Source organism: Pseudomonas sp. S3_A09 (assembly GCF_054668065.1).
The window spans coordinates 1,761,935-1,784,911 of sequence record NZ_CP162752.1 but is presented as its reverse complement, the minus strand read 5'-3'; the positions used below and the strand labels follow the sequence as shown (position 1 = coordinate 1,784,911).

The 22,977-nt window shown below is 61.7% G+C and carries 19 protein-coding genes and 1 pseudogene; 12 read left to right on the top strand and 8 right to left on the bottom strand.

Features of this window, described 5'->3' with window-relative positions:
- The first annotated feature begins 2 nt into the window (after positions 1–2).
- Together tesB and AB4N92_RS08405 are read left to right on the top strand one after the other, a co-directional pair.
- Complete coding sequence (gene tesB / locus AB4N92_RS08410) at positions 3–872, top strand: acyl-CoA thioesterase II (protein WP_010206730.1); 870 nt, start codon at positions 3–5, stop codon at positions 870–872.
- Positions 869–1,456, top strand: coding sequence for an HAD family hydrolase (locus AB4N92_RS08405; protein ID WP_236266957.1), 588 nt, complete (start codon positions 869–871; stop codon positions 1,454–1,456). The genes tesB and AB4N92_RS08405 overlap by 4 nt, the downstream gene beginning before the upstream one ends.
- A 47-nt stretch (positions 1,457–1,503) precedes the next feature.
- Here the strand turns inward: AB4N92_RS08405 and AB4N92_RS08400 are convergent, their stop codons facing one another.
- From AB4N92_RS08400 to AB4N92_RS08390, 3 genes are all read right to left on the bottom strand, one after another.
- Complete coding sequence (locus tag AB4N92_RS08400) at positions 1,504–2,475, bottom strand: alpha/beta hydrolase (protein WP_236266958.1); 972 nt, start codon at positions 2,473–2,475, stop codon at positions 1,504–1,506.
- Entirely contained in the window at positions 2,476–3,363 is an 888-nt protein-coding gene (ypfJ, locus tag AB4N92_RS08395; protein ID WP_010206727.1) for a KPN_02809 family neutral zinc metallopeptidase, read from the bottom strand. It lies immediately after the preceding gene.
- 83 nt (positions 3,364–3,446) lie between these two features.
- Entirely contained in the window at positions 3,447–3,863 is a 417-nt protein-coding gene (locus AB4N92_RS08390) for a lipoprotein (protein ID WP_010206726.1), read from the bottom strand.
- Between the two features lie 178 nt (positions 3,864–4,041).
- Here AB4N92_RS08390 and AB4N92_RS08385 point away from each other — a divergent pair, with 178 nt between their 5' ends.
- The gene (locus AB4N92_RS08385) at positions 4,042–4,920 is read left to right on the top strand and encodes a DMT family transporter (protein ID WP_010206725.1); all 879 of its coding nucleotides are present in this window, start codon (positions 4,042–4,044) and stop codon (positions 4,918–4,920) included.
- A gap of 13 nt (positions 4,921–4,933) precedes the next feature.
- Here the strand turns inward: AB4N92_RS08385 and AB4N92_RS08380 are convergent, their stop codons facing one another.
- Positions 4,934–6,268, bottom strand: a complete 1,335-nt coding sequence (locus AB4N92_RS08380; protein WP_010206724.1) for an MFS transporter — start codon at positions 6,266–6,268, stop codon at positions 4,934–4,936.
- A 221-nt stretch (positions 6,269–6,489) separates the two neighbouring features.
- Here AB4N92_RS08380 and quiC point away from each other — a divergent pair, with 221 nt between their 5' ends.
- Positions 6,490–8,391, top strand: a complete 1,902-nt coding sequence (quiC, locus tag AB4N92_RS08375) for a 3-dehydroshikimate dehydratase QuiC (protein WP_010206721.1) — start codon at positions 6,490–6,492, stop codon at positions 8,389–8,391.
- A 78-nt stretch (positions 8,392–8,469) separates the two neighbouring features.
- Positions 8,470–9,111, top strand: a complete 642-nt coding sequence (locus AB4N92_RS08370; protein WP_010206720.1) for a TetR/AcrR family transcriptional regulator — start codon at positions 8,470–8,472, stop codon at positions 9,109–9,111.
- A 133-nt stretch (positions 9,112–9,244) separates the two neighbouring features.
- On the opposite strand, the gene AB4N92_RS08365 is transcribed toward AB4N92_RS08370, so the two are convergent.
- Positions 9,245–10,093 carry a shikimate dehydrogenase gene (locus AB4N92_RS08365; protein WP_010206718.1) on the bottom strand — a complete coding sequence of 283 codons (849 nt, stop codon included), beginning with the start codon at positions 10,091–10,093 and terminating at the stop codon, positions 9,245–9,247.
- A complete protein-coding gene (gene aroQ / locus AB4N92_RS08360; protein WP_010206717.1) occupies positions 10,090–10,539 on the bottom strand; it encodes a type II 3-dehydroquinate dehydratase in 450 nt (149 codons plus the stop codon). Before aroQ ends, AB4N92_RS08365 begins: the two co-directional genes overlap by 4 nt.
- Positions 10,540–10,745: 206 nt before the next feature.
- Between aroQ and AB4N92_RS08355 the strand changes: the two genes are divergently transcribed.
- From AB4N92_RS08355 to AB4N92_RS08325, 7 genes and pseudogenes are all read left to right on the top strand, one after another.
- Positions 10,746–11,267, top strand: coding sequence for an RNA polymerase sigma factor (locus AB4N92_RS08355; RefSeq protein WP_010206716.1), 522 nt, complete (start codon positions 10,746–10,748; stop codon positions 11,265–11,267).
- A 63-nt stretch (positions 11,268–11,330) separates the two neighbouring features.
- Positions 11,331–12,328 (top strand): annotated as a pseudogene (locus AB4N92_RS08350) (FecR family protein).
- Between the two features lie 133 nt (positions 12,329–12,461).
- Positions 12,462–15,119 carry a TonB-dependent receptor gene (locus AB4N92_RS08345; protein ID WP_236266959.1) on the top strand — a complete coding sequence of 886 codons (2,658 nt, stop codon included), beginning with the start codon at positions 12,462–12,464 and terminating at the stop codon, positions 15,117–15,119.
- Positions 15,120–15,200: 81 nt separating this feature from the next.
- The gene (locus AB4N92_RS08340; protein ID WP_021492947.1) at positions 15,201–15,821 is read left to right on the top strand and encodes a heme acquisition protein HasA; all 621 of its coding nucleotides are present in this window, start codon (positions 15,201–15,203) and stop codon (positions 15,819–15,821) included.
- A gap of 162 nt (positions 15,822–15,983) precedes the next feature.
- Positions 15,984–17,720, top strand: coding sequence for a type I secretion system permease/ATPase (locus AB4N92_RS08335; protein WP_042570858.1), 1,737 nt, complete (start codon positions 15,984–15,986; stop codon positions 17,718–17,720).
- Positions 17,717–19,042 carry an HlyD family type I secretion periplasmic adaptor subunit gene (locus AB4N92_RS08330; protein WP_042570857.1) on the top strand — a complete coding sequence of 442 codons (1,326 nt, stop codon included), beginning with the start codon at positions 17,717–17,719 and terminating at the stop codon, positions 19,040–19,042. The genes AB4N92_RS08335 and AB4N92_RS08330 overlap by 4 nt, the downstream gene beginning before the upstream one ends.
- Positions 19,039–20,355 carry a TolC family outer membrane protein gene (locus tag AB4N92_RS08325; RefSeq protein WP_236266960.1) on the top strand — a complete coding sequence of 439 codons (1,317 nt, stop codon included), beginning with the start codon at positions 19,039–19,041 and terminating at the stop codon, positions 20,353–20,355. The genes AB4N92_RS08330 and AB4N92_RS08325 overlap by 4 nt, the downstream gene beginning before the upstream one ends.
- Positions 20,356–20,452: 97 nt before the next feature.
- On the opposite strand, the gene trmA is transcribed toward AB4N92_RS08325, so the two are convergent.
- Together trmA and AB4N92_RS08315 are read right to left on the bottom strand one after the other, a co-directional pair.
- Positions 20,453–21,532, bottom strand: a complete 1,080-nt coding sequence (trmA, locus tag AB4N92_RS08320) for a tRNA (uridine(54)-C5)-methyltransferase TrmA (protein ID WP_010206703.1) — start codon at positions 21,530–21,532, stop codon at positions 20,453–20,455.
- Positions 21,529–22,824: an NCS2 family permease gene (locus tag AB4N92_RS08315; RefSeq protein WP_021492943.1), complete on the bottom strand. Its 1,296-nt coding sequence runs from the start codon at positions 22,822–22,824 to the stop codon at positions 21,529–21,531. The genes trmA and AB4N92_RS08315 overlap by 4 nt, the downstream gene beginning before the upstream one ends.
- Positions 22,825–22,977: the final 153 nt, after the last annotated feature.

Here is a 22,977-nt window from a genome sequence, read left to right as displayed (position 1 = left end):
CTATGAGCCAAGTATTGGAAGATCTGGTGGACTTGCTGACCCTGGAACCGATCGAGGAAAACCTCTTTCGCGGCCGCAGCCAGGACCTGGGTTTTCGCCAACTGTTCGGCGGCCAGGTGCTCGGCCAGTCGCTGTCGGCCGCCAGCCAGACCGTAGAAGAAGCGCGGCACGTGCATTCCCTGCATGGTTATTTCCTGCGTCCCGGCGATGCAGCGTTGCCGGTGGTGTATTCGGTGGACCGTGTGCGTGATGGCGGCAGTTTCAGCACGCGCCGCGTGACCGCGATCCAGAAGGGCCACCCGATCTTCACCTGCACCACCTCGTTCCAGTACGACGAACAAGGCTTCGATCACCAGACCACCATGCCGGTGGTGGTGGGGCCGGAAAACCTGCCGTCGGAGCTGGAACTGACCCAGCAACGTGCGCACCTGATCCCCGAGCACATGCGCGACAAGCTGCTGTGCCCCAAGCCGATCGAAGTGCGCCCGGTCACCGAAAAAGACCCGTTCAACCCGCAGCCGTCCGACCCGGTCAAATACGTGTGGTTCCGTGCCGACGGCGCCCTGGCTGATGCGCCGGCGCTGCACAAATACCTGCTGGCCTATGCCTCGGACTTTGGCCTGCTGACCACCTCCTTGCTGCCCCATGGCAAGACGGTGTGGCAGAAAGATATGCAGGTCGCCAGCCTCGACCACGCGCTGTGGTTCCACGCCGACCTGCGCGCCGACGACTGGTTGCTGTACGCCATGGACAGCCCATGGGCCGGCAATTCCCGTGGGTTCTCCCGTGGCAGCGTGTACAACCGCGCAGGGCAACTGGTGGCCTCGGTGACCCAGGAAGGCCTGATCCGCCATCGCAAGGATTGGGCATGAGCCTGTCGGACGTAAAGCACTGGGTGTTCGATATGGACGGCACCCTCACGGTGGCCGTGCATGACTTTGCGGCCATTCGCGTGGCCCTGGAGATCCCACCCGAGGACGACATCCTCACACACTTGGCGGCATTGCCCGCGGATGTCGCGGCGGCCAAGCATGCCTGGTTGCTGGCGCATGAGCGTGAGTTGGCATTGGGTTCAGTCGCGGCCGAAGGCGCGGTTGAGTTGGTGCGCGAGCTGGCTGGACGCGGTTACCGTTTGGGCATCCTGACCCGTAATGCGCGGGAGTTGGCGCATGTCACGCTGGAGGCGATTGGCCTGGCGGACTGCTTTGCCATTGAGGACGTGCTGGGGCGTGACGATGCGCAACCGAAGCCCGATCCGGATGGCTTGCTGAAACTGGCAGCTGCTTGGGAGGTGGCGCCGAGCAAAATGGTGATGGTCGGTGATTACCGCTTCGACCTGGATTGTGGCCGGGCGGCGGGAACGCGGACGGTGTTGGTTAACCTGCCGGAAAACCCCTGGCCGGAGTTGGCGGATTGGCATGCCGAGGATTGCGCGGTGCTGCGCGGGATGATCTAGCCCAGACAATAGCGCTCCCACATGTTGATTGGGCTTCTTCAGGGGGATTATTGGAAGAGTACTTTCTGGCCCTCCGGTGACGTAAACATCCCATCGCCGTTATGCCCCACCCCCGGCACTTCCACCAACGTGTGGCTCAACTGCGGATGCCGTTGCTTGAGGTAGTCAAAATAGTTGTGCCCACGAATCAGGCGATACGCGCCCTGGGTTTCAGCGGCGCAGCTTTTGTCCAGTGCCGGGTGGTTCGGGTCGGTGTCTTGCTGGCCCAGCAGGTAGGTGATGTTGCGTGACACATAGGCGTGCTCAAGCTGCTCGGCGCTATGGCCCTTGGCGTAGGCCGGCAGGTGTTGCAGGCCATATTTCCAGTCGTTGAAGCCTGGGCAACTGGCCGTGTCGAACTGCACCGGGCGCTGTGCGGTGAAGTAGGCGTAGGACGACGGGTTGGCCACCACATAACGCAGGCGGATGCCTTCGGTTCGCAAGGTTGGGTGATCGTGGCCGGTGAGGGCGAAACGCTGCACCACCTGGCCGCCGCCGGAGTGACCGGCCACCACGATTTCCTTGAGCGCCGGGAATAGCGTGCGGTTGCCCAGGTGCTTGATGATCTGATCGAGGGCACCGTAGGCGCTGATTTGCCCTGGCGCGGTGGAGGGGGCGCCGGCCATCCAGTCATTGCCCTTCCAACGCAGCACCTGGTTGTCCAGGTGGTTGCGCTTTACGTCGGACGCATTGAGAAACTGCGGCGCAATCACCAGTGTGTTGGCGGCTTGGCCCGCATGCGCAGCGGCGTCTTCAGCGCTTTGCAGGTAAGTCTGCGCATTGCGCAGGCGGCCATGCACGATGACCAAGGCGCGGGTGACCTGGGGCAGCGGTTTGCGCCAGTCCTGGCTTAATCCGAGACTGAGGTCGCCGGCCTCCAGGTGAAAACGATCGGGACTGACTTCTTTTACGCCATGTTCGGCGGCCAAGGCGGAACAGGTGACTAACAAACCCAGCAGCAACCCCAATCGTTTATTCATCTAGAGACTCTTGGCGGTAAACGTGTCGCATTGAGTGATCTGGCCCTGGGCGAAGCCGGTCTTGAACCAGCGAACCCGCTGTGCCGAGGTGCCATGGGTAAACGAGTCCGGCACGACGCGCCCTTGACCCTGTTGCTGCAAACGGTCATCGCCGATGGCGTTGGCTGCATTCAGTGCTTCTTCAATATCGCCAGGCTCCAGCCAGTTCAGACGCTTTTGCGCACGGTTGGCCCACACGCCGGCGAAGCAATCGGCTTGCAGTTCCTGGCGGACCAGCAACCCGCCGTCGCCCTGCATCTGCCGGCCCTGCTGGCGCGCCGCCTGGATCTTCGACGAGATACCCAGCAGCGTCTGCACGTGGTGCCCGACTTCGTGGGCGATCACGTAGGCTTGGGCAAAGTCGCCGGCGGCCTGGAAGCGCTGCGACATTTCCCGGAAGAAATCCAGGTCCAGGTACACCTGCTGGTCAGCCGGGCAATAAAACGGACCGCTGGCCGAGGTGGCGCCACCGCAGGCGGAATTCACCCGGCCGCGGAACAGAATCAGTTTCGGGTTCTTATAGGCCAACCCGTTTTCCTTGAACACCTGGCCCCAGGTGTCTTCGGTATCGCCCAGTACCGCACGGACAAAATCCGCTTGCTCATCGTTGGCCGGCGGCGCCTGGCGTGACTGCGTGCTTACCGACGGCGCCTGTTCCATCTGGCCAGTCAGTTGGCCGAGGATCTGCAACGGGTCCTGGCCGGTCATCCAGCCGATGCCGACGATCAGCACAATGGCCGTGAGGCTCAGGCCTTTGCCGCCACCAAAGCGCATGCCACCACCACCGCCGCCACTGTCATCGCGGGCATCCACCACGTTGTCACTGCGTCGGCCTTTTTTCCATAGCATTGGGGCAATCCTCTCGATGAACCCTGTGTAGGCGCGAGCAAGCTCGCGCCTACAGTAATAGTGATAGTGACTGAGTATGGACCTTAATTTCGGCAGTAACCTTCGCCGGTATCCACCACCAGGCAATCCTTTTTATCCGCCAGCCATTTCATCCCGGTGGCAGCACCGTCGCCGGCGCGCAGCAGTTGCGGGCCATCCGGACGGGTGAAGGCGATGCCGCCTTCGGCCGCTTCCCCCTTGAACGTGCCCGAGTCATCGGCGTCGAGGCCGTATTGCATGGTCAGGATGTAATGACCGCGACCGATACTCTCGTCCTTGGCGATGGTCAGGTGGAGGCCTTCGACGCCGATCCATTTGCCGACCCATTTATCGGTGGGTGGGGTTTGCGGTACCAGGGTGGCTTGCACGGAAGCGGGCGCAGGTTTGGGCGCTTCCTGGGTTTCCTGCTTGCAGGCGGTGAGCAGGGCAAGGGCGGAAAGAGCAAAGAGGATTTTCTTCATAGCAGCAAGGCCTTGGTTAAAAAATGTGCAACTGGAAGGACGATGTGCAGCGTTGGACTCGAAACCCGTGATTTAGTGCGCTGTTCGCACGGTGTTTGGTTATGCTCTTGGGGCAGGCTCCAGCCCGGCTGCTAGATTACTGGGTTGAGCCCGATCGCGCGCCACACAAGAGAATCCGATGACCGTCAGTACCCCTTTATCCGGCGTCAACCATCCCTTCAAGGGCATTTTGCTGATCGTCCTGGCGACGTTTCTGTTTTCCAGCCACGACGCCCTGTCCAAATACCTGGCCGGGTTCTACCCGATCGTGATGGTGGTGTGGGCGCGTTACCTGGTGCACACCTTGTTGATGGCCGGGATTTTCCTGCCGCAATCGGGCTTGCGCGTGCTGCGCAGCAAGCGTCCGGGGATGCAGGTAGTACGGGCGCTCTGCCTGTTGGGCACCAGCCTGTTTTTCACGACGGCGCTGCACTACATCCCACTGGCGGAAGCCACGGCGGTGAACTTTCTCGCGCCGATCCTGGTGACGGCGCTCTCGGTGCCGTTGCTTGGTGAACACGTGACCCGAGGGCAATGGCTGGCGGTGATCTGTGGGTTTGTCGGCGTGCTGATCATCATCCACCCCGGCGGTGAATTGTTCACCCCCGCGGTGTTGCTGCCGCTGTGTTCGGCGCTGTTCTTCTGCTTCTACCAACTGCTCACGCGCATCCTCAGCCAGTACGACACACCCACCACCAGCAACTTCTTTGCCGGCCTGTGCAATACCCTGGTGATGAGTGCAATGGTGCCGTTTTTCTGGCAGGTTCCGACGCTGTGGCATGGCGCGTTGATGCTGGCGCTGGGCACTTGCGGCATGACCGCGCACTTGATGCTGACCCAGGCGTTCCGCTTTGCGGCGCCGGCCTTGCTGGCGCCGTTCGGCTATTGCCAGATCGTGTTCGCGGGGTTGTTGGGCTGGCTGGTGTTCAACCATACCCCCGATGTGACCACAGTGGTCGGCATCGGGGTGATCTGCATGAGCGGGCTGGCCGCTGCCTGGCAGCAGCGGCGCCGATAGCTCAGACGTTAGCTCAGACGTCGACGGTAGGAATCTTGCGCGGCGCCATGAAGTACATCCAGGTCAGCGCAATGAAGTACATCGCCGGGATCAACGTGAACAACACCGTGTAGTTGTTGTTGGTCACGGTGAGGATATGGCCGACGATCTGGGTCATGAACATGCCGCCGATGGCCGCGCACATGCCGCCGAAACCGAACACCGTGCTCATCATGTGCTTGGGCGTGTAGTCCATCACCAGGCTCCAGATGTTCGCGGTCCAGGCCTGATGCGCGCCGATCGCCAGGGAGATGGCAAACACCGCGACCCACAGTTGGCTGGAACCGGCCGCCATGATCACGCCGACGATGCAGCACGCAAACAGCAGCATCGACAGCAGCCGCGCCTTGATCGAGTTCATGCCGCGACCGATCAGGAACGACGACAGAATCCCTCCGCCCACGCTGCCGAAGTCCGCTGTCAGGTAGATGATGATCAGCGGGATACCCATTTGGGTCACGTTGATGCCCAGGTTGTATTGCTGATTCAGGAACGGCGGCAGCCAGTACAGGTAGAACCAGAACACTGGGGCGGTCATCGAGTAGGCGAGGGCGAAGGCCCAGGTGCCGCGCATGCGCAGGATGCGGGTGAACGGCACGCGCGGTTGTTCCGGTTCGGCTTCCTGCAGCACGTAGTCCAATTCGGATTGTTTGACGCTGGGATGGTCTTCCGGGTTGAAGTACTTCAGGCCCCAGAACACCAACCAGATCCCGCCGAGTGCCGACATGCACAGGAACGCTGCCTGCCAGCCCCATACATGCAGGATCAACGGCAGCAGCATTGGCGTCATCATCGCGCCGACGTTGGTGCCGGCGTTGAAGATACCGGTGGCCACCGCACGCTCACCGGCCGGGAACCACAAGCGCGTGGTCTTGACGCACGCCGGGTAGTTGGCGGCCTCGGTCAACCCGAGGATAAAGCGGCACACCATGAAGCCAACGGCTGAGGTGGCCAGGCCGTGGGCGCCGGTGGCCAGGCTCCACAGCAACACGGCGCAGAAGAACACACGTTTGACACCCACCCGGTCGATCAGGCGGCCCTGCAGCACAAAACCGATGGCGTAGCCGACCTGGAACCAGAAGTTGATGTTGGCGTAATCCATCGCCGTCCAGCTCATCTCTTTGGCGAGGATCGGCTGCATGACGCCCAGCGCGGCGCGGTCGATGTAGTTGAGGGTGGTGGCGAAAAACACCAGGGCCAACATGCCCCAGCGCGTTTTACCCACGGCCAGGGCGCCGCGGATCTTGTCGCCGATGCCGGCGTGCGGGGTGCCGTGGCGCGCGGCCAGGGCGGAGTTTTGCAGAGGCATGAGGTCGTACCCGTTTTTTTGAAATTTTTATGGTGTGTTCTGGGTCTTGTTACTGAATCGATGGTGCGCAGCGGCTAAAAAATCGTCAATTCGCCAAAGGGGCATAGTGTTCGATAATCGCACCAAAAACTAACCGGTTCGTACATTTTAATTGCTGTGAACAGTTTAGCGGCCAATAATTTGCCGTAAATAAGACCAGCCTCAAACGCCGGGAGTCGCCCATGCAACGCTCTATTGCCACCGTTTCCTTGAGCGGAACCCTGCCGGAAAAACTCGAAGCCATCGCGGCCGCCGGGTTCGACGGTGTAGAAATCTTCGAAAACGATCTGTTGTATTACGACGGCAGCCCCCGCGAAGTTAGGCAGATGTGCGCCGATCTGGGCATCGCCATCACCTTGTTCCAGCCGTTCCGCGACTTTGAAGGCTGCCGCCGTGACCGCCTGGCACGCAACCTGGAACGCGCCGAACGCAAATTCGACTTGATGCAGGAACTGGGCACCGACCTGGTGCTGGTGTGCAGCAATGCCTCGGCCGACTGCGTGGGTGACGAGCGTATCTTGCTCGATGACCTGAGCCTGCTCGCCGAACACGCTGGCCGTCGTGGCCTGCGCATTGGCTATGAAGCGTTGGCCTGGGGCAAGCATGTGAATACCTGGCAACAGGTGTGGAACCTGGTGCGTCAGGTTGATCACCCCAACCTCGGCGTATTGCTCGACAGCTTCCACACCCTCTCCCTTAAAGGCGACCCAAGTGCTATCGCCGAGATTCCCGGCGACAAGATTTTCTTCGTGCAAATGGCCGACGCGCCAATCCTGGCCATGGACGTGCTGGAGTGGAGCCGACATTTCCGCTGCTTCCCCGGCCAAGGTGAGTTCGACCTGGCAGGGTTCCTCGCGCCGATCATCAAGAGCGGTTACACCGGGCCGCTGTCCCTGGAAATTTTCAACGACGGCTTCCGCGCCGCGCCGACCCGTGCGAATGCGGCGGATGGCTTGCGCTCCTTGCTGTACCTGGAAGAGAAAACCCGCGAACGCCTGCAGCAGGAGGCTCCTGCACAACCGCTCGATATCCTGTTCGACACCCCGGCGGCCAGTGAATACGACGGCATCGAGTTCCTCGAATTTGCCGTGGACGAAAGCCTCGGCGCCAAGCTCACCTACTGGCTGGAACGCCTGGGTTTCGTCAAGGCCGGGCAGCATCGCTCCAAGAGCGTGAGCCTGTTGCGCCAGGGCGATATCAACCTGATCCTCAATTGCGAGCCCTATTCGTTTGCCCACAACTTTTTTGAGGCCCACGGGCCGTCGTTGTGCGCCACCGCGATTCGGGTCAAGGACAGCGCCAAGGCCCTGGAGCGCGCGATGGCTTACAAAGGCCAGCCGTATCGCGGCCTGGTCGGGCCTAACGAGCTGGAACTGGCGGCGGTGCGCGCGCCGGATGGCAGCCTGATTTACCTGGTGGATCCGAGCGAAGGCGGGTTGTACGACACCGACTTCAACCTGCAGCCCGCCGCATCATCCAGCGGCGGCTTGCTGCGCATCGACCACATGGCCATGGCTTTGCCGGCCGACAGCCTCGACAGTTGGGTGCTGTTCTACAAGAGCCTGCTGGACTTTGAAGCCGACGACGAAGTGGTGCTGCCCGACCCGTATGGTTTGGTGAAAAGCCGTGCGCTGCGTAGCCGTTGCAGCTCGATCCGCCTGCCGCTGAACATCTCCGAAAACCGCAACACTGCGATTTCCCATGCGCTGTCGAGCTATCGCGGCTCGGGCGTGCACCACATTGCCTTCGACTGCGCGGATATTTTCGCCGAAGTGCGCCGCGCCAAAGAGGCGGGTGTGCCGCTGCTGGATATCCCGCTCAACTACTATGACGACCTGGCGGCGCGTTTCGATTTCGACGACGAGTTCCTCAGCGAGTTGGCGTACTACAACGTGTTGTACGACCGCGACGCTCAGGGGGGCGAGTTGTTTCATGTGTACACCGAACCCTTTGAAGGGCGGTTTTTCTTCGAGATCATCCAGCGCAAGAACGGCTATGCCGGCTATGGCGCGGCCAATGTGGCGGTGCGCCTGGCCGCGATGGCCAAATCCCGCAGCGGCGCGGTACGCCAGGCGCGTTTATAACGCTGGGTCAGGTGCTTTCTTTCAGGCAGCATCGCGGCCCATAATCACGGCCTGCATAACACTGGCCGTGAGCGCACCATGACCACCGAGGCACCCCGCAAGAGTCGTAAGAACAATCCGGAAAAGACCCGCGAAAACATACTCCAGGAAGCCATCGTCGAGTTTGTCCAGCAGGGCCTTTCCGGCGCTCGGGTGGACGCGATCGCCGAGCGCATCCACACCTCCAAGCGCATGATCTATTACTACTTCGGCAGCAAGGAGCAGCTGTACGTCGAGGTGCTGGAGAAGCTCTACGGCGACATTCGCACGACCGAAACCCGCATGAACCTCACCGCGCTGGAACCCCGTGAGGCGATCCGGCGGCTGGTGGAATTCACCTTTGATCACCACGACCAGAACGTGGATTTCGTGCGCATTGTCAGCATCGAAAATATCCACAATGCCGAGTACGTGAAGCGTTCGGATTCGATCAAGGCGATGAACAGCAACATCCTGGAAGCGCTGGGTGCGACGTTGCGCCGTGGGGCTGAGCTGGGGTTGTTTCGCGAGGGACTGGAGCCGCTGGACGTGCACCTGCTGATCAACTCGTTCAGCTTTTACCGCGTGTCCAACCGCCATACGTTCAGTGAGATCTTTCAGATCGAGCTGTCGGATGAGGCGGTTAAACAGCGGCATCGGGACATGATTTGTGATTCAGTGATGCGTTACTTGCAGGCCTGAGTACGCACGGCGGAGTGCAGTCCCTGTGGGAGCGGGCTTGCTCGCGAATACGGTGGGTCAGTCAACTGATTCGTGACTGAAACACCGCATTCGCGAGCAAGCCCGCTCCCACCTTTGGGTTCGGTTTCTCCTGTCAGGTATTCATGCTTTGGAAGTGCGCCAGCATCCGCTGCGCATCCGGCACTTCCCCACTGAATAACTCAAACGCCTTCACCGCCTGAAACACCGCCATGTTGCCGCCATCCAGCGTACGGCAACCCAAGGCACGGGCATCACGCAGCAGTTCGGTTTCCAATGGGAAATACACGATTTCCGCCACCCACAATTCTGTGCGTAGCAAGGTGGCCGGAACCGGTGTGCCCGGCAACTTGGCCATGCCCATCGGTGTGGTGTTCACCAGGCCATCGGCCTCGGCCATGGCATTTTCCAGTTGGCTGCCCACTTGAGCGCGACCCGTGCCGAAACGCTGCGCGAGGTTATCCACAAGGTCGCGGGCGCGGCTGATGTCCACGTCGAAAATACTCAACTGCTGCACACCTTCGGCCAGCAGCGCATGCGCCACCGCCGCGCCCGCACCGCCGGCGCCCATCTGCACCACGCGCTGGCGTGCCACATCCTTCAAGTTGCGCCGAAAGCCTTCGGCAAACCCCAGGCAGTCGGTGTTGTGACCGATGCGCTTGCCGTCCTTGAACACCACGGTGTTGACCGCGCCAATGCCGCGAGCCTCGTCAGACAGTTCATCGAGCAACGGCAGGATGGCCTGCTTGCACGGGTAGGTAATGTTCAGGCCGGTGAAGTGCATCAACTCGGCCGCGTCCAGCAGGTGGGGCAGGGCGTTGGTGTCCAGGTGCAGCGGCTCAAGGTCTATCAGGCGATACAGGTAGCGCAGGCCCCGGGCATCACCTTCCTGTTCGTGCAGGGCGGGTGTGCGGGAGGCCTGGATGCCGGCGCCGATCAGGCCGGCGAGAATGCGCGGTTTCATCGGGCCGACCCTTTTAACAGCTGGCTGAAGTGTTCAAGTGCCAGGTGGTAGCCATGGCTACCGAAGCCTGCGAGGACGGCCTTGGCGATGGGCGACACAAACGAGTGATGCCGGAACGCTTCGCGGGCATGCACGTTGGACAGATGCACTTCGATCACCGGCACTTCGCTGGCGACCAGCGCGTCACGAATCGCCACCGAGGTGTGGGTCCAGGCGGCCGGGTTGATCACGATACCGGCGCAGCGGGCGCGGGCGCCGTGGATCCAGTCGAGCAGTTCGCCTTCGTGGTTGGTCTGGCGAAATTCGATTTTCAGCCCGAGCTGTTCGGCACTGCGGCCACACAGCGCGGCGACATCGGCCAGGGTTTCATGGCCGTAGGTGGCGGGCTCGCGGGTACCGAGCAGGTTGAGGTTGGGGCCGTTGAGCACCAGCACGATAGGCGGCATTAGGGGGTCTCCACAGTTATTGTTCGTTGTGGAGGTAAAATGTACCGGATGGTTAATTTGGTCAATCGGTGGCGGTGGATGTGTTCGATTATCGAACTGTTAATCAGGCCTTTCATACGGGCGGATCAGATTAGATATCAATTGAAAATCATTCTCGACAACGCTTAAGATGCCCGCCTGTTTCCTTAACATTCCAGGGAGTCGGTTTGTCGGACGTGGATCTCAAAGGCCTGTTTCTCAAGCATGCCGATACCCTGCGCGGGTATCTGGCGCGCAAGGTACGGGACCCGCAGTTGGCCGCAGACCTGGTACAGGAGAGTTTCCTGCGCCTGGCGGAAAAGCCGGCCGGCGAGCGCATCGACAACTCCCAGGGCTATCTCTATCGGACGGCGAGCAATCTGCTGATCGACCATATTCGTCAGGAAGCGCGGCGCAAGACAGACGCCGTGCCCCATGAGGCGCTGGCCGAGATTGAAGATGAAGTGGCCGGGTTGGAGGCTCAGGCAATGGCGCAGCAACAGCGACAGGCATTGAAGCAGGCACTGGCGGAGTTGCCGGAACGCACCCAGCAGATTTTCCGCCTCAACCGTATCGAAGGCATGACCCACGCCCAGGTCGCCCGGCACTTGGACATCTCTGACAGCTCCGTACAAAAGCACCTGGCCAAGGCGTTGGCTTACGTGATGCAGCGCTTGCAGGACGGCGAGGTGGCGCCATCCGACGAATGAATTACCGAAAAACGCCAGGTCAGTCGTCACAGCGTTACATAATGAAAAATTCGAGATTCACACGTGAATAGCCAGGGTCCGCAACAGCACAGCATTACCGAGGCGGCCGCCGAGTGGGCGGTGCGCTTGCACGCCGGTGCCCTGACCGACCAGGAACAGGCCGAGCTGCAGCATTGGATCGCCTGCGACAGCCGCCATGAAGCGGCATTGCGCTTTGCCGAACAAACGTGGGCGGCGTTGGGCGACGTGTACAAGGAAGAACCGGTGCACCGTCAACGTCCGTCGGCGGCGGCCCTGCCTGCGCGGCGCTCCAAACGGCGAAGGCCGTGGCAACGTGTGGCGGCCATTGCATTGGTCGTGGTGGTGGCCGGCGTCGGCTGGGTGCGTGGGCCGGACGTGTTGCTGCGTATGCAAGCCGACTACATGACCGAAAAAGGCGAGGTGCGCACCGTCCACCTGGCCGATGGCAGCAAGGTGGAATTGGACTCCGGCAGTGCCATCCGCCTGGACTACGACGGTGTGCAGCGCCGTATCAGCCTGCTCCAGGGCTCGGCGATCTTTGATGTGGCGCCGATGGTGGGCGAGGAAACCCGGCCGTTCGTGGTGCAGAGCGCCGGGGGCAGACCCGGGCGCTGGGCACGCGGTTTGTGGTGGAACGCGAAGGCGATAGCCAGGCGTGGGTCGGCGTGCTCGAACACAGTGTCGAGGTTTCCCTGCAGGCCATCCCGAAAAAGGGCCCGGCCGACCGGGTGCTCAAGGACGGCCTGGCCGCGCGCTACAACCTCCAGGAAGGCATCGTGCCCCTGGAACAGCTCGATGTAGAACGCGCCACCAGTTGGCGACGCGGTGTGCTGATCTTTGATCGCCAGCCCTTGACCAAAGTCATCGAGCAACTCAACCGTTACCGCCCCGGACGCGTGGTGCTCACCGATTCGGCACTGGGCGATCGCGAAGTCAGTGGCGTGTTTCGACTCGACATGCTCGACACCGCCCTCGGTACCCTCACCCAGGAACTGCAAGTGCAACGCTTGGACCTGGCAGGCCTCAGCCTGATCTATTGACCCTCCTACAGGTTTGTTTGCCTGCAGAAAAAAACTTTCGAAAAAGTCTTACTGACTTCCTGCGCGTCGCACGTCTTGCTAGGTGAGAAGCATTCGCATAAACAAAAAACGCTTAGCGCAGGGAACCTCAGAAATGTCAGCACTCAACAAGGGGTGTATCACCGTTAGCCGGTTAGCCCTGGCCATCCACGTGGGGCTGTTCGCTGCGGCGGCCCCGGTGTACGCCGCGCAACCTGCGGTGAAGGCTGCGCAACCTGCCGTGCTGATGCTTGATATCCCTGCGCAGTCCCTGGGCAGCGCCGTACTGGCGTTTGCCGATCAGGCCGGCCTGCAAGTGTTGTTCGACAGCCAGCGGCTCGCAGGTTTGCAGAGTACGACGGTGAACGGTCAGTACAGCGTGCAGGAAGGGTTGGCGCGGTTGCTGGGCAATGCACCGGTGGAGTATCGCTTCAACGGCGAGCGTCAAGTCACCCTGACCCGCGTCGAGCAGAGTGGCGCTGCGCTGGCGTTGGCCACCACCACGATCACCGGCCTGCACCCCAACGACTGGGTGTATTCAACGCCACGTTCGGTGAGTGTGGTCGGGCGCGAGCAACTGGATCGCAACCCACCGCGGCATGCCGCTGAAATGCTGGAGGAGGCGCCGGGCGTCTACTCGGCGGTCAGCCAGCAAGACCCTGGCTTGTCGGTGAATATTCGCGGCATCCAGGACTACGGCCGGGTCAACATGTCAGTGGACGGCATGCGTCAGAACTATCAACAAAGCGGCCACCAGCAACGCAATGGCACGTTGTATGTCGACTCGGAGTTGCTGTCTGAGGTGGTGATAGAGAAGGGCGCCACCTCCACGATGGGCGGCGCTGGGGTGATCGGCGGGGTGGCGAATTTTCGCACCGTGGAAGCTGCCGATCTGCTCAAGGACGGCAAGGAAATCGGCGGACGCATCCGCGTGACCACTGGGCTGGGCGGGCGCAGCAACGGTACGCACTTTATCGGCAGCTCGGCGTTTGCCGTGGGCACCGACGTTTGGGACATGCTGCTGGCCGCCAGTGAGCGTCACCTCGGCGATTACAACCCTGGCACCAAAGGCAGTATCGGCGATCTGCGCACCGGCACGTCCTTCCTGCCGAACAGTCAGGAACGGATCAAGAACACCACCGTCGCCTATTCGGGTTCGGTGATGCGCTCCCGCCTGCTCAAGCTCGGTATCAACTTGCCCGTGGACCAGCGTTTGCAACTGAGCTACCTGACGACCGCAGTCGGCTACGACGACGTGAACATGATGAGCGCCGAAAAAGCCCAGTTATGGGAGAAGCTCGGCAGCAGCGATGTCACGGCGCAGAACGTCGCATTGGACTACAGCTACACGCCGGACAATCCGCTGATCGATTTCAAGGCCAAGCTCTATTACGTCGATACCCGCAACGATCAATCCACGCTGACCCGTGGCAGCAGCAAGGGTTACGAGGTCACGTACCAGACCAACACCTATGGTTTCCAGGCACAGAACATGTCGACCTTTGCCTTGAGTGAACTGTCCGTGATCAAGGCCAACTATGGCCTGGAGTTTTTCTACGACAAGGTCCGCCCGGACTCGAACCAGATGGTCGCCAGCGATTCAGCGGTGACGGCCTCGGCGGCAGAGAGCGTCACGCCCAAAGGTGATCGGGCGATGGGCAGCCTGTTCACGCGCCTGGATTACGACTATGACAATTGGCTGAACCTCAACGCTGGGTTGCGCTACGACCGCTATCGGCTGCGGGGCGAGACGGGCTTGAACACCCGGACGTTTATTATTGGCACTACCCGTCAAGTCGGCTTGCCCATGACTTATGACGTGGATCGGGAAGAGGGGCATTTCTCGCCGACCTTCGGCCTGTCGATCAAGCCAGGCGTGGATTGGTTGCAACTCTTCGCCACCTACGGCAAGGGCTGGCGCCCGCCGGCCGTCACCGAAACCCTGGTGAGCGGCAGGCCCCATGGCGGGGGCTCGGAGTCGATTTTCCCCAACCCGTTTTTGAAGCCGGAGACGTCCACCGCCTGGGAGGTGGGCTTCAATGTGCTGAAGGAAGACCTGTTGTTCGCCGATGATCGCGCGGGCATGAAGGTGTCGTATTTCAACACCCGCGTGGATGACTTCTCCTATATGGCGCTGGGCGTGCAGCCGCCCGGTTATGGCATCGCCAATATCGGCAATGCGGCGTATGTGAACAACCTGGAGACCACGCGTTTTCGCGGCCTCGAGTACCAACTGGATTACGACGCCGGCTTTGCCTATGGCCAGTTCAATTACACGCGGATGCTCGGCAGCAACAGGTTCTGCAGCAAGACCGCGTGGCTGGGGGGTGTCACCAAGATCCAGAAAGGGCCGGGTAGCCGGGCGCCAGTCACGGCGATGGTGCCGGACGACGTGGCCAATGCGGGGCAGGGCTGCAGTGCAATCCTGGGCTCCTCCGAGCACATGCCGATGGACCGTGGCACCGCGACGCTGGGGGCACGCTTCTTCGAGCGAAAACTGGACGTAGGCGTTCGCGCCCGCTACAGCGGCGGTTACTACGTAAAAGGTGGCGTCGGCGTGACCACTTCGCAGACCGGCGTTTATCCGGCCGACTGGAAGCCCTACACGGTCTATGACCTTTACAGCAGCTACCGCGCCACTGACCAGCTGACCCTGCGCCTGGCCATGGAAAACGTCACCGACCGTGCCTATCTGGTGCCGCTGGGCGACGTGTTGGCCTTTACCCTGGGGCGTGGGCGCACGTTGCAGGGCACTGTCGAATATCAATTCTGACCGATTTTGCCCAGTGACGGGCAAAACCACAGCAGGCACTGGCCTGCTGTGGAGTTACCACCCCATGACTTGGAGTTTTGCATGAGCATTTCTATTTCATACAGCACGACCTACGCCGCTAGCACCGTTGCCGAGTACCTGAGCGACTGGTCGGCTTACTTTGGTGACCTGAACCACCGTGAAGGTTCGGTCAAAGAGGGTTCGAACACCGGTGGTTTCAATCCTGGCCCGTTCGACGGCACCCAATACGGTGTGTCGAGCACTGTCAGCAACGCAGCAGTGGTCGCTAACGGTGACCTGCATTACACCTTGTTCAATCCGCCGTCGCACACCTTGTGGGGTTCGATCGACTCCCTGGACCTGGGCACTGTCCTGACGGGCGGCGCTGCCGGCGGTAGCTACGCCCTCGGCGAGCAGGAAGTCAGCTTCGCCAACCTGGGCCTGTCGAGCCTGCAGTCCGAAGGCCGTGACGGCCAGGTACACAAAATCGTGTACGGCCTGATGAGCGGCGACAGCTCGGCACTGGCTTCGGCGATCGACTCCCTGCTCAAGGACATCGATCCAAACCTGTCGATCAACTCGACGTTCGACCAACTGGCTGCCGCCGGTGTGGCCCATGTGGACTCGGCTTCGGTCGCGGCTTCCGACGTGGCGCTCGTGGGCGTGCAAGACGTGCCTCAGGACTTCGCCCTGGCCGCCTGACGCGAAGAAAAAAGCGAATGGAAGATCGCTCTCCCATTCGCCGCATTACACCGCCGTCGCCCAAGCCTTCTACTTCTTCAGCGACGGCGGTGCCGAATTCTGCGCAGCGCCGTTTTACCTGTCAACGCGGCGCTGCCCGCTCAACCCCATGAGAATCCCCAGATGCGCCACGCCGGCAACGAAACCCTGGCCGCCCTCAAGGCCTATAAAAGTGGCTTCTTCAACATCGGCCTGTTCTCGGCGGTGATTAACCTGCTGATGCTCGCGCCGGCGCTGTACATGCTGCAGGTGTACGACCGGGTGCTGGCCTCGGGCAACCAGATGACCCTGTTGATGCTGACGCTGATGATCCTCGGCCTGTTCGGCCTGATGGGCGCGTTGGAATGGGTGCGCAGCCAGGTGGTGATTCGACTCGGTACGCAGATGGACATGCGCTTGAACCAGCGGGTGTACGACGCCGCGTTCGAAGCGCAACTCAAGGGCGGCACCCAGGCGGCGGGCCAGGCGCTGCATGACCTGACCACGCTGCGCCAGTTCGCCACCGGCCAGGCGTTGTTCGCGTTCTTCGATGCGCCGTGGTTTCCGGTGTACCTGCTGGTGATTTTCCTGTTCCATCCCTGGCTGGGTCTGCTGGCCCTGGTCGGGGCGGTGTTGTTGATCGTGCTGGCGTGGGTCAACCATCACGTCAGCCAGGCGCCCATGGCCCTGGCCAGCCAACTGTCCATCAACGCCAGCCAGCAAGCCACGGCCAACCTGCGCAATGCCGACACCATCGAAGCCATGGGCATGCTTGCCACCTTGCGTGCCCGATGGTTCGGTCAGCATCAGGCGTTTTTGGCGCAGCAGAACCTGGCCAGTGAAAAGACGGCGACCGTCACCGCTTGGTCCAAGGGTGTGCGCTTGGCGTTGCAATCCCTGGTACTGGGCCTGGGCGCCTTGCTGGCAGTGCAGGGCGATATCACGCCCGGGATGATGATTGCCGGTTCGATCCTGATGGGCCGTGTGCTGAGCCCTATCGACCAATTGATCGGCGTGTGGAAACAATGGGGCTCGGCACGCCTGGCCTTCGATCGGTTGTCGCAGATGCTGGAGGCTAATCCCGCGCGCCCTGAGCGCATGACGCTGCCGGTGCCCAAAGGCCAACTGAGCGTCGAACAGATCAGCGCCTGTGCCCCTGGCAGCCGTCGGCCGGCGTTGGCTAATCTGGGCTTCAACCTGGCAGCAGGCGAAGTCCTGGGCGTGATCGGGCCGTCTGGCTGCGGCAAGTCCACCCTGGCTCGGATACTGGTGGGCGCCTGGGGCCCCCTGGCCGGCAAGGTGCGGCTGGACGGTGCCGACTTGGCGCTGTGGGACAAACAGCAGTTGGGCCCGCACATCGGTTACCTGCCGCAAGACATCCAGTTGTTCGCCGGCAGCATCGCGCAGAACATCGCGCGCTTTGCTGAAGTCGACGCCGACAAAGTCTTTGCTGCCGCGCAACTGGCCGGCGTACATGAGCTGATCCTGCAACTGCCCCAGGGCTACGACACGCACTTGGGGGAGGGCGGCGCCGGGCTGTCCGGCGGCCAGAAACAACGCGTCGCCCTGGCCCGTGCGCTGTACGGCTTGCCTGCGCTGATCGTGCTGGATGAGCCCAATGCCAATCTTGATGAAGTTGGTGAACACGCCCTGCTCCGGGCCATCGCCCAGCTCAAGCAGCAGCGTCGTACGATCATCCTGATCACCCACAAACCCAACGTGCTAAGCCTGACGGACCAGCTGCTGATCCTCAAGGACGGCCAGATGCAAGCCTTCGGGCCGACGGCGCGCGTGCTGGAGGCACGGCAGAAACCGGCAGCGGCCAAGCCGGTATCGACCATGAGCATGAGCTACCGCCTCGGTGAAGGAAAACAGGCATGAACCAGAGCAAACCCGTGTTGGTCAGCGAAGCGCCTAACAACGTCCTGGCGCTGGATGACAAACAGTACTCACGCCTGGGCTGGTTGTTGGTGCTCGGTGGTTTTGCCGGGTTCCTTGGTTGGGCCGCGCTGGCGCCGTTGGACAAGGGCGTGGCGGTGCCGGGTAAGGTCATGGTCTCGGGTCATCGCAAGACCGTGCAGCATCCTGCCGGTGGCATCGTCGAGCGTATCGACGTGCGCGACGGTGACGTGGTCAGCGCCGGCCAGGTGTTACTGCGCTTGAAGGAAACCCCGTTGCGCGCGCAGATGCAGTCCCTGCGCAGCCAGTACCTGGCGTCCCTGGCCAGCGAAGCGCGCTTGAGTGCGGAAAGTGAAGGGTTGTCGGCGATCCGTTTCGGCCCTGAGTTGCTCAACGACCCGGAGGCAGCGGGCACGCTGAGCCTGCAACGGCAGCTGTTCAATAGCCGCGCCCAGGCATTGGCCACCGAGCAACAAGGCCTGCGCGAAACCATCGCCGGGGCCGAGGCGCAACTGCGGGGCACGCGGGATTCGCAAGCGAGCAAAGTCCAGCAACGCGCCGCGTTGAATGAGCAGTTGCAGGGCCTGCGCGAGCTGGCGCGTGAGGGCTACATCCCACGCAATCGCCTGCTCGACAGCGAACGGTTGTACTCACAAATAGACGGCGCCATCGCCGAGGACTACGGCCGCATCGGCCAACTGCAACGCCAGGTGATGGAACTGCGTCTGCGCATCCGACAGCTCGGCGAAGACTTTCAGAAGGACCTGCGTGGCCAGTTGGCCGAGACCCGCACCCGCAGCGACGACCTGCGTAATCGCCTGGCGTCGGCCGAGTTCGAACTGGCTAACAGCCTGGTGCGCGCCCCCGCATCTGGCGTGGTGGTGGGATTGGATGTGTACACCGAAGGCGGCGTGATCAAGCCCGGCCAGGCGTTGATGGACATCGTGCCCCAGGGCGAACCCTTGCTGGTGGAGGCGCGGGTGCCGGTGCAGATGGTCGACAAGGTGCATCCCGGCCTGCCGGTGGAACTGATGTTTTCGGCGTTCAACCAATCCACCACACCACGGGTGGCCGGCGAGGTGACGTTGGTGTCGGCGGACCGCCAGGTCGATGAACGCTCCGACGAGCCGTATTACACGCTGCGTGCCCAAGTCAGCGCGGCCGGCATGCAGCAACTGGACGGTGTGCAGATCCGTCCGGGCATGCCAGTGGAAACCTTCGTCAAGACTGGCGAGCGCTCGATGCTCAACTACCTGTTTAAACCTTTGATGGATCGCACCCATATGGCCCTGGTGGAAGAATGAAGGCGCTGTTGTTTACCGTGTGTTTTGGTTGTTCCTCGGCGGTGCAGGCCTTGGGTTTGCTGGATGCCTACGACTTGGCCCTACGCAATGATCCGACATTTCAGGCCGCTATCCAGGAGCGTGAAGGCGGTGAAGAAAACCGCGCGATCGGCCGTGCGGCGTTACTACCGAATTTGTCGTGGAGCTATAACAACTCGCGCAACGCATCCGAAGTGACGGCGGGTGATGTGACCAGTGAGCGTGATTACCGCAGCTATGCGTCGACCCTGACCTTGCAGCAACCGCTGCTGGATTACGAAGCCTACGCGCGTTTTCGCCAGGGCACCGCCCAGGCGCTCATGGCCGACGAGCGCTTTCGCGGCAAGAGCCAGGAGCTGGCGGTGCGGGTGCTCAACGCTTACAGCCAGGCGTTGCTGGCCCAGGAACGCATCGAGCTGAGCCGCGCTCAGAAGCGCGCGTATGCCGAGCGCTTGCAACTCAATGATCGCCTCTTAAAAGGTGGTGAAGGCACACGCACCGATGTGCTGGAAACCCAGGCGCGCTTGAGCTTGGCCCTGGCTGAAGAACTCGAATCCCAGGACGCTCAGGACAGCGCATTGCGTGAGCTGGAATCCATCATTGGCCAACCGCTGCAGATCGAAGAGCTGGCGCCGCTGACGCGTCAATTCGAGATACCGCCCTTGGAGCCCAATCGTTTCGAAACCTGGCGCGAGATGGCCATGGCCAACAACCCGGAACTTAAATCCCAGCACCATGCCCTGGATGTGGCGTCCTATGAAGTGGAGCGCAAACGCGCTGGACACCTGCCCAAGGTCAGCCTGTATGCCACCAGCCGCCAGACCAACTCCGACTCGGAAAGCAGCTACAACCAGAAGTACGACACCAATACCGTCGGCATTCAGGTCAGCCTGCCGCTGTTTGCCGGCGGCGGCGTATCGGCGTCCACCCGCCAGGCGGCGAACCAGCTGTCCCAGGCCCAATACGAGCTTGACGCGCAAACCTCGGCCACCCTGGTGGAGTTGCGCAAACAGTTCAACCTCAACACCAGCGGCGCGGCGAAAGTGCGTGCCTATGAGATGGCGGTCAGCTCCGCCACAGCGTTGGTCGCTGCGACGAAAAAGAGTGTGGCCGGCGGTGAACGAGTCAACCTCGACGTGCTCGACGCCGAGCAACAACTCTTCACCGCCCGTCGCGATTTGGCGAACGCGCGGCATGCCTATTTGTTGGCGAGGATTCAGTTGAAGTATTACGCGGGGTTGCTGAGCGAGCAGGACTTGCGGGCATTGGCGGGGTATTTCCAGCCCTCGGCGTAAGTGGTTATAACCCGGCATTCGCCGGGCTTTAGCCGCCGCCCGCGCCAATGGCAAGAAGGGCGGACGGCCGAGCAAGAAGGCACCGGAGGCGTTTGAGTTACCGCCGAGTCAATAACACCCCGGACTCCATATGGTGCGTCCACGGGAACTGGTCAAACATCGCGCATTGGGTAATCTTGTGCGTGTCATGCAGTTGCGCAATGTTCGCCGCCAGCGTCTCCGGGTTGCAGGAGATGTACAGGATGTTATCGAAGCGCCGGGTCAGCTCGCAGGTGTCCGGGTCCATACCTGCGCGAGGCGGGTCGACGAAGACGCTGCCGAATTCGTAGCTTTTCAGGTCGATGCCGTGCAAGCGGCGGAACGGGCGCACTTCATTCAGTGCCTCGGTGAGTTCTTCGGCGGAGAGGCGCACCAGGGTGACGTTATCCACCGCGTTTTCATCGAGGTTGCTCAGGGCCGCATTCACCGAGGTCTTGCTGATTTCGGTGGCCAGCACTTTGCGTACACGCGTAGCCAGGGGCAGGGTGAAGTTGCCGTTGCCGCAATACAGCTCCAGCAAGTCATCCGGACGATCACCCAAGGCTTCATAGGCCCAGTTGAGCATCTTCTGGTTCACCGTGCCGTTGGGCTGAGTGAAGGCGCCTTCGGGTTGGCGGTAGCTGAACGTGCGGCCGCCGACGTCGAGTTTCTCCACCACGTAGTCGTGGCCGATCACATCGCGCTTGCCCTTGGAGCGGCCGATGATGCTGACATTCAAGTCGGCCGCCAGTTGGCGTGCGGCGGTGTGCCAGTGCTCATCCAGCGGGCGGTGATAACACAGGGTGATCATCGCGTCGCCGGCCAGGGTGGTCAGGAACTCCACCTGGAACAGCTTGTGGCTCAGGGCGGCGCTGGCTTGCCAGGCGGCCTTGAGTTGCGGCATCAACTGGTTGATGCGTGTGCTTGCGATGGGGAACGCTTCGATCAGGATCGGCGTGCGCTTGTCGTCCTGGGAGAACATCGCGTAGTGGCGCTCACCGCCCTCGCGCCACAGGCGGAACTCGGCGCGCAGGCGGAAGTTCTGCAGCGGCGAGTCGAAGACCTGCGGTTCTGGCGCGTCGAACGGAGCCAGCAGGTCACGTAAGCGCGTGACCTTGTCTTGCAGTTGAGCGGTGTAGCGTGCGGCGTCAAAAGTCATGCGTTGAACCAGCCCAGCTTGATCACAAACAGAATCGACAGAATCACCAGCGCGGGGTTCAGCTCACGGTAGCGGCCCGAAAGCAGCTTGATGGCGGTCCAGGCGATGAAACCGAAGGCGATGCCGTTGGCAATGGAGTAGGTGAAAGGCATCGCCAGGGCAGTGATGACCACCGGCGCTGCAACTGTGATGTCGTCCCAGTCGATTTCGGCCAGGCCCTGGGTCATCAGCACCGCCACAAACAGCAGTGCCGGCGCAGTGGCGAAGGCCGGTACGCTGGCGGCCAGTGGCGAGAAGAACAACGCCAGCAGGAACAAAATCGCGACCACGATGGCGGTCAAACCGGTACGGCCACCGGCGCTCACGCCAGCCGCTGATTCAATGTAGCTGGTGGTGGTCGATGTGCCCAGCAGCGAGCCGGCCATGGCGGCAGTACTGTCGGCAATCAACGCACGACCCATTTTCGGCATGTGGCCGTCCTTGCCCATCAGGCCGGCACGCTTGGCCACGCCGATCAGGGTGCCGGAGTTGTCGAACAGGTCGACGAACAGGAAGGCGAAGATCACGCTGACCAGGCCGATATCCAGCGCGCCTTTGATGTCCAGCTGCAGAAAGGTCGGAGCCAGGGACGGTGGCATCGAGGTCACGCCGCCGAAGGCGGTGACGCCAAGCAGGATCGACACGATGGTCACCGCCAGGATACCGATCAGCACCGCGCCGCGCACGGCCAGGGCTTCCAGTGCAACGATCAGCACGAAACCGAGGGTGGCGAGGATCGGCGCGGGTTGTTTCAAGTCGCCCATGCCGACCATGGTGGCCGGGTTGCTGACCACGATGCCGGCGTTATGCAGGGCGATCAACGCCAGGAACAGACCGATACCGGCGGCAATCGCCGAGCGCAGCGGCAGGGGGATGGCGTTGATGATCCATTCACGAATACGGAAGATCGACAGCAGAAAGAACAGCACCGCCGAGATAAACACCGCACCCAGCGCAACCTGCCAGGTATGGCCCATGTGCAGGACGACGGTGTAGGTAAAGAAGGCGTTGAGGCCCATGCCCGGCGCGAGGGCGATCGGGTAGTTGGCGATCAGGCCCATCACGGTCGAACCGATGGCCGCCGCCAGGCAGGTCGCGACAAACACCGCGCCCTTGTCCATGCCGGTCTCGCCGAGGATGCTCGGGTTCACGAACAGGATGTAGGCCATGGCCAGGAATGTCGTGATGCCCGCGAGAATCTCGGTGCGCACGTTGGTGTTGTGTGCCTTGAGTTGAAACAGCTTTTCCAGCATGCCTGCTCCCTGTGACGCTCTGTGGCGTCGTGATTTGTTGACCTCTAAGTCAAAGCACAAACTGCGCCAAGCGCCTGTGGTTTCAGAGAGGATCGGAAAAAGCGGCGCATCATACCAGCAGCCGAGGCCTTGAGGCATACTGCGCCGACGTTT

Excerpts from the sequence above, each read along its gene's own strand:
- aroQ (WP_010206717.1), bottom strand. The coding sequence starts at position 10,539 with ATGCCGCCTATCGTGCTGGTGCTCAACGGCCCCAACCTCAACCTGCTC.
- AB4N92_RS08400 (WP_236266958.1), bottom strand. The coding sequence starts at position 2,475 with ATGAATAAACGATTGGGGTTGCTGCTGGGTTTGTTAGTCACCTGTTCC.
- quiC (WP_010206721.1), top strand. The coding sequence starts at position 6,490 with ATGCAACGCTCTATTGCCACCGTTTCCTTGAGCGGAACCCTGCCGGAA.
- tesB (WP_010206730.1), top strand. The coding sequence starts at position 3 with ATGAGCCAAGTATTGGAAGATCTGGTGGACTTGCTGACCCTGGAACCG.
- AB4N92_RS08390 (WP_010206726.1), bottom strand. The coding sequence starts at position 3,863 with ATGAAGAAAATCCTCTTTGCTCTTTCCGCCCTTGCCCTGCTCACCGCC.
- trmA (WP_010206703.1), bottom strand. The coding sequence starts at position 21,532 with ATGACTTTTGACGCCGCACGCTACACCGCTCAACTGCAAGACAAGGTC.
- AB4N92_RS08370 (WP_010206720.1), top strand. The coding sequence starts at position 8,470 with ATGACCACCGAGGCACCCCGCAAGAGTCGTAAGAACAATCCGGAAAAG.
- AB4N92_RS08325 (WP_236266960.1), top strand. The coding sequence starts at position 19,039 with ATGAAGGCGCTGTTGTTTACCGTGTGTTTTGGTTGTTCCTCGGCGGTG.
- AB4N92_RS08335 (WP_042570858.1), top strand. The coding sequence starts at position 15,984 with ATGCGCCACGCCGGCAACGAAACCCTGGCCGCCCTCAAGGCCTATAAA.
- AB4N92_RS08330 (WP_042570857.1), top strand. The coding sequence starts at position 17,717 with ATGAACCAGAGCAAACCCGTGTTGGTCAGCGAAGCGCCTAACAACGTC.
- AB4N92_RS08385 (WP_010206725.1), top strand. The coding sequence starts at position 4,042 with ATGACCGTCAGTACCCCTTTATCCGGCGTCAACCATCCCTTCAAGGGC.
- AB4N92_RS08365 (WP_010206718.1), bottom strand. The coding sequence starts at position 10,093 with ATGAAACCGCGCATTCTCGCCGGCCTGATCGGCGCCGGCATCCAGGCC.
- AB4N92_RS08405 (WP_236266957.1), top strand. The coding sequence starts at position 869 with ATGAGCCTGTCGGACGTAAAGCACTGGGTGTTCGATATGGACGGCACC.
- AB4N92_RS08315 (WP_021492943.1), bottom strand. The coding sequence starts at position 22,824 with ATGCTGGAAAAGCTGTTTCAACTCAAGGCACACAACACCAACGTGCGC.
- AB4N92_RS08345 (WP_236266959.1), top strand. The coding sequence starts at position 12,462 with ATGTCAGCACTCAACAAGGGGTGTATCACCGTTAGCCGGTTAGCCCTG.
- ypfJ (WP_010206727.1), bottom strand. The coding sequence starts at position 3,363 with ATGCTATGGAAAAAAGGCCGACGCAGTGACAACGTGGTGGATGCCCGC.
- AB4N92_RS08340 (WP_021492947.1), top strand. The coding sequence starts at position 15,201 with ATGAGCATTTCTATTTCATACAGCACGACCTACGCCGCTAGCACCGTT.
- AB4N92_RS08380 (WP_010206724.1), bottom strand. The coding sequence starts at position 6,268 with ATGCCTCTGCAAAACTCCGCCCTGGCCGCGCGCCACGGCACCCCGCAC.